We start from the raw sequence: 5,717 nt of genomic DNA, 5'->3' as shown, positions 1-5,717 counted from the left end.
GCGTTCGCTCATCCACGACAAACCTCTACTTCGCTGTTGATGATTCCTGCAGGTCCACGCCAGCACTCCAGATGAGGACCGGCCAAATGATCAACAAGCTTCCCTTCCGAGGATATCCCACAACCTCAGTGGGTTGCGATACATATTAAAGATGGGGTTGATGGTGCCGTTGTGGTGAAAAGAGAAGAACGGGCCTTCCACCGGTGGCGTGCAACTGATGGTGGCCTTCTACACTGTGAGCGTAACGGGGGAAAACATTAGCGAGATTTTCGGTGGCGGCGCGGCTTCAGCAGCTGATCCTCGCCTCCGGCTCCCTGGAGCTTTTCCTTGCAGGATTCGCAGGCCACGCCGCGACCGTCCTGGAAGGCTCTGTGGACGCGTTGTGCGGGGAACGATATCCCCTTGCCCCGTCGTCCACCGGTTCTGGGTCCGATCGGGATTTGCGGCGTCGAACGAGAGACGAAACTTGCCCTCGGACGAGCAACTGCGCCAATGCTATCGAGGCGTAGCACCTAAACAACCTCCCGCTAACTAACCGGTGGCCCGTGCACCGGCTCTTCCTTCCGTTTCTCTTCAAGGGGCCGGGCAATCGATAGGCTGGTCTGTGACGAATTGGATAGTAGCGGTGGGTCTCCGTGCAGTCTGCGCAAGAGCGAGTCGAACGATCAGGACGAATCCAACCGAAAGAGACCGCCGCGGGAAGGCACCATCATGAATACCAGCACAAAAGCCCTCAGTATCGCGTTCGCTGCCACACTTGCCGGCGGCGCGACTCTTGGTTCGGCGGCGGTCGCGACCGCTTCGACTCCGGCGGTCGATACCCCGGCGGCACTCTCCGCGGTGAAGCAGGCTGCGGAAGTGACCGTCACTATTGATGATTTCTCCTACGCTGTCTCGGGGCCGGTCGCCGCCGGTGCGACGGTCACGGTCATCAATAACGATGACGTCCCGCACACGGCCACCGACGCCGATGGTGCGTTCGATACCGGCATTATTGAAGCCGGTGCGACGGGCACCTTCACCGCTCCGGCGGAGCCCGGTGAGTACACCTTGGTCTGCACCATCCACCCGAACATGTCCGGGGCCCTGATGGTCGAAGCCGCAGGAAGTTCCATGGGTGGCGGCTCGACGGACGAGGGCTCCATGGATGACGACGCCGCAGGATCGATGGACGATGGCGCCGGTATGGAGCAGCAGGTCAGCCCGATGCCCGAAGGTGGCGCGGACACTGGTGTGAGGGAGCCGGGCAATGCCGCCAACCTCGGCGTCCTCGCCCTTGGCGGAGGCCTCGTCCTGGTTGCAGCAGCGGGGGGAGCCTACGCAGTACGGCGCAAGGCAACAGAGCGGGCGTAAGAGAAGGCTCGTTTCCCGGACGGATTAGTTAGTTAGTGATTACGGCCGGGCAGCCGCGGAGTCCAAGGGTTCCGCGGCGGCCGGACCGTTTTTTTGACGCCAGCGGGCGGGTTTGTGGGCGATGTGGGGCATTCTCGTCTGTCAGCGTCGTCTGTTGTGGTTCCGGAGACGGGTGAAGCCGATGATGGCCAGGAGTGTGGCGGCGCCTTCGGCGATGGCGGTGAGGGTTTTTTCGAAGAACCAGATTGGTTCATACATGGCAGGGATCGGGCCGATCGCGGGCACGTCCACGTAGCGGTAGAGCACGACGGCGGCGAACGCGGCAAGTGCGACAACAGCGGCGGCCGCATAGGATCCGCGGCTGCCGCGGATCAACACGTAGAGTCCGGCGAGGATCGCCGCTGCGGCCTGGATGCGGAAGAGGTTCCCCTGCCCGATACCATCCGGGGCGGCCAGCTGGTAATTGGCGGCCAGCTGCAGGTGAATGACCGCATCAACGGCCAGGGCCGCGGCAATGATGATCCGCAGGGCGATCAGTAGCGCAGCGTTGCGGTTACCGCTCTTGTTTTTCATACTCATGTTACTGCCGGCGTCCTTTTTCTGATATTCATATTTGTCCGGGGCGGCAAGTGCGCCTGGTGTGGGCCGGTGTTATCCGGTGGTGGTGAGTTTGGCGTAGATGACGAGGTTGTCGACGAATTCGCCGGTGTCCTCGGTGAAGCCGTCGCAGGTGATCAGGCGCAGTTCCGCGCCTTGGGTGGGGGAGTAGACAGCCATGGTGGGGAATTCGTTCTTTGGATAAAGTTCGCTCTTGTATACCTCGAAGACCGCCGTGGATCCGTTTTCGCGGGTGACGGTGATGGTCTCGCCGTTGTTCAGGGCTTCGAGGTTGTAGAAGACGCCGCTGTCGTCTTCGGTGGAGTTGACGTGTCCGAGCAGTACCGCAGGGCCGGCTTCGCCGGGGGTGGGGGAGCCGTTGAACCAGCTTGCGGGGGCGCCCTCGTGTTCTGGCGGCACTTGCAGGGTCCGGTCTTCGCGGAGTCCGGTTTCGATAATGTCGGCTTCGCGGTCCAGGGCGTCGATGGTGAAGCTGACCGGCCGGGACTCTTCCATCACCGGGGCCACGGCCGGCAATGACTGTTCCGTGCTGTTCGGCTGAGCCGAGGGTCCGGGCCTTACCAGCGCCGTGGTGGAGGAATCCGGTGTCTCGGTGTCCGGGGCGGCACTGTCACCGCCGGTGGAGCCGCAGCCGGTCAGGAGCAGTAAAAGGACCGCCGCCCCCGCCCGAAGGCGGCGACGGCGGCCCTTTTCGCTGTGGATCATGGCAATCATTGATCCTTTAGCTAAAGGGGTGAGCCTTAGCTGTTGGCGTTCATGCGGCGACGCAGGGCGTAGGCGCCACCGGCTGCGGCGAGGAGGCCACCACCGAGAGCGATCATGCCGACTTCGCTTCCGCCATTGCCACCGTTGGTGGCAGCTGCAGCGGTAACACCGGTGTCAGCACCGCCGGCAGGCTGCATTTCCAGCGCACCACACAGGGCCGGAGCCGTTGCTGCCAGCGGCAGTTCCGGAACCAGGTTGGACTTGGCGCTGGCGGCTTCCTCGCTCAGGCCGGCAGGGTCAATACCGTGCACCACCACAACAGCTTGGCCTGTGGCCAGACCATCCTGGGCTGCTGCACTGAGTTCAATGCTGCGCTCATAGGTGAAGCTGCTGCCCGAAGGTGCAACCGTGATGTCAGTTGCAGCAGCAGGGCTGGTATCCCCGGAGGTGGAGAACGTGGTCACGATCTCACCATAGGAGGGCAGGCCCTCAACGGTGTCGATGATGCCGTCACCGTTATCATCGTTGGTGGGCAGCGTCGGGCATTCACCGGCAGCATCAGCAGCCGAGTGGATGTGCTGCACGTGCGGGAACGGTGCATCGTTGAACGTCTCGGCCAGACCAGCGGCCTCAACCGTGACGTGGGCTTCACTGCCGGTAACATCGATCCACGCTCCACCGCTGGCACCGGTGTTGTTGATGTCCTGGAACGTGGTCGAGTACGAGCCGTCGGCCTGATCAGCCATCGCCGGGGCACCGGCCATAGCAGTCAGACCCAAAGCCACGGCGGGGGCCAAAAGCATTGTTTTCTTCAACATTTTCATAACAGTCTCCTCATGAGGGGTTCATGCTGGCCCAAACCTTGGACCCACATACAAGTACTTCGGTGTGGCCAACGTCACGGATTGGTCCGGAATGAAATCAATCCGCTGTACCAGAGGCCACACCTGTATCCGATAATGACACGGAAAAGTTGCCTGCCAGTACCAAGCACACTGATTGTTACCAGTTTGTGACGACGGCCGGAGTGCCCGTCAACCAATGAGGAGAGCCGCCTTCGGCCCGCGTGAAGGGCGAATGTGAAAGTGCCGGTAAGCAGCAAATGTCCCTGGCGGGGATTTTTGCTGCCTACCGGCACCGGCGGCGGGGATGAATAAACCCCGCCCATATCAGTCCTTCATGAGGTGCTTTTTACACTACACGCCAACCCTGGGATACCCCTGAGAGGAAGGCACAGATTTCCTCGGTGCCACCTTGCCCTGCCCGTATAGCGGTGCGGTGGCGCCGCCCGGGTTCATGCAGGGCGCCGCCTTTTTTTGCGGGAACAGGTGGTTGGGCTGTTTTTTACTGCGCGTGTCTTGCGCCGGCCCGCCGGAGGCCGAACATGGTTGCTCCTGCAGCCAGGATGATTCCACCGAGGTGATCCGGCCCGCGTTGGATTGGTCTGACTCAGTGCCGGCGGCCGGTGCCTCCTACCGGAATCTCCGACATCTGTGAGTTGGAGGCGAAACCGTTTTCATACAGCCACGTCGAGACCCGCGAGGAGAACTTATTGCGGCTATTGGCGCAGCTGCTGCACCATCTGGTGGGCAATGTCCGCCCGGGAACCGAAACAAATATCGGACCCGGCCGACTTGTCAGAGCAATCGTAACCAAGACGGTCGACGGTGACGGTGATGTGACCGGCCCCGGCCTGCTTCCGCGCGAAGCAGCTGAGCCCATGCAGGAACAATGTCACCAACTTATGGGTCCGCCATTGCCTCTTCAGGGCCGGTGATGTGTCCCGCGTACGGTGTAGGTCTCCCCGTTGGGCTCACACTCGATCTCGCTGTTATTGGCGTTTTGTACCTCGAAGCTGACTTCCTGCTGACGGTCCGGGTGCCGGGGCCGGGTTCGGCGGCCTGGGCCAAAGGGGCCGGGCCCGGGCGGCGATGGTGACGGCGCGCCGCCGTGCCAGGGTCATCGGTGAGGAACAGTCTTTCAGCGGCGTGGGGGGCGTTCCTGCCGGTGGAAAACGAACAGCGCCGCAACTGAACCGAAGACCAGGTGGGCAAGAACCTCGAACGGCTGGTTGGGCATCTGGAACTGAGGAAATATGAACCGTCCGATCAATTGGAAGTTCACCAGGTAAAGGGCCAACCCGTATACCAGCGAGGCCACCGCAATGGATGCATTATTGGGCAGCCGCGCAGCGACGAGTCCGAAGATAATACCGAAGATGAGCGAATTAACGACGTGGATCGCTACCCCGAGCGGCACAGACGCCGACCCGGCCATCAACGAATCCGCGCCAAGAAGGATCGAGGAGATCAGTTTGAATGGCGCAGCGGCTGGGTTTCCCTGAGTGGCGGAGAACCACATCGTGATGCCGATGAACACGGCGCCGGCGATGAGGCCGCCAATCGCCCCGCGTCCGGCATAGCGGACAAGGCTGGGTTTCGTTCGAACTTCACGGGTGGACAGGGGGCGATCTCCTCACAGACGCCTAAGGGTGGGGGACTATGACCGGTCCACGTTCCACGCATTGAGCAAACAAGGGCGTCTGTTTGCACTATTGCACCGGTGGCCGCGAGGATCAAGGGCACCGCGACGCCCCCAACGGATGCCCTGATTACCGGCTCGGGGAAGAACCAGCAAGGAGCCTGTTGAGCAATCCTTGCCCAGCAGGGGTGGCCCGGGGCTTGGGCAGAGCCTTCCTTTTTCTCTATGGCGGGTGCGTTACTGCGTAGGCAGTGATCCACTCGGCACGGGCTCCGGTACGGGCGGGGCCGTGGACCCGGTTGGCGCGGGTTCGGGCTCCGGGACGGGCGGGGCCGTGGTCCCGGTTGGTGCTGGTTCGGGTGAGGATGGGGGCGTGGATCCGCTGGGTTCCGGTAGCGGGGGCGCAGGTTCTGTCGGTTCGGGTTCCGGGCCGGGCGGGGTCGTGGTCCCGGTTGGCGCTGGTACCGCTGGTGCGGGGGCAGGCGGATTCGGCGCTGGTACCGCTGGTGGCGCTGGTGCGGGGGCAGGCGGATTCGGCGCTGGTACCGCTGGTGCGGGGG

The 5,717-nt window shown here is 62.7% G+C and carries 6 protein-coding genes; 1 reads left to right on the top strand and 5 read right to left on the bottom strand.

Annotated elements, in window-relative coordinates; genetic code table 11:
* The first annotated feature begins 711 nt into the window (after positions 1–711).
* A complete protein-coding gene (locus Y707_RS32030; protein ID WP_216699182.1) occupies positions 712–1,353 on the top strand; it encodes a cupredoxin domain-containing protein in 642 nt (213 codons plus the stop codon).
* Positions 1,354–1,494: 141 nt separating this feature from the next.
* Here the strand turns inward: Y707_RS32030 and Y707_RS22520 are convergent, their stop codons facing one another.
* The 5 genes from Y707_RS22520 to Y707_RS31140 all read right to left on the bottom strand — a co-directional run.
* Positions 1,495–1,932 carry a hypothetical protein gene (locus Y707_RS22520; protein ID WP_253905015.1) on the bottom strand — a complete coding sequence of 146 codons (438 nt, stop codon included), beginning with the start codon at positions 1,930–1,932 and terminating at the stop codon, positions 1,495–1,497.
* A gap of 72 nt (positions 1,933–2,004) precedes the next feature.
* Positions 2,005–2,685, bottom strand: a complete 681-nt coding sequence (locus Y707_RS0101420; RefSeq protein WP_253905014.1) for a sortase domain-containing protein — start codon at positions 2,683–2,685, stop codon at positions 2,005–2,007.
* A 26-nt stretch (positions 2,686–2,711) separates the two neighbouring features.
* Entirely contained in the window at positions 2,712–3,500 is a 789-nt protein-coding gene (locus Y707_RS0101415) for a hypothetical protein (RefSeq protein WP_026533789.1), read from the bottom strand.
* A gap of 1,156 nt (positions 3,501–4,656) precedes the next feature.
* A complete protein-coding gene (locus Y707_RS0101405) occupies positions 4,657–5,055 on the bottom strand; it encodes a hypothetical protein (RefSeq protein ID WP_026533787.1) in 399 nt (132 codons plus the stop codon).
* Positions 5,056–5,380: 325 nt separating this feature from the next.
* Positions 5,381–5,717: hypothetical protein (locus Y707_RS31140; RefSeq protein ID WP_035779842.1), on the bottom strand; the 337-nt coding region annotated here is incomplete at its 5' end.

Origin of the sequence: Arthrobacter sp. H14 (genome assembly GCF_000520495.1) — a bacterium.
Classification (GTDB): Bacteria; Actinomycetota; Actinomycetes; order Actinomycetales; family Micrococcaceae; genus Arthrobacter_C.
The sequence above is the reverse complement of the archived record's forward strand: the minus strand, read 5'-3'. Positions and strand labels throughout refer to the sequence as shown.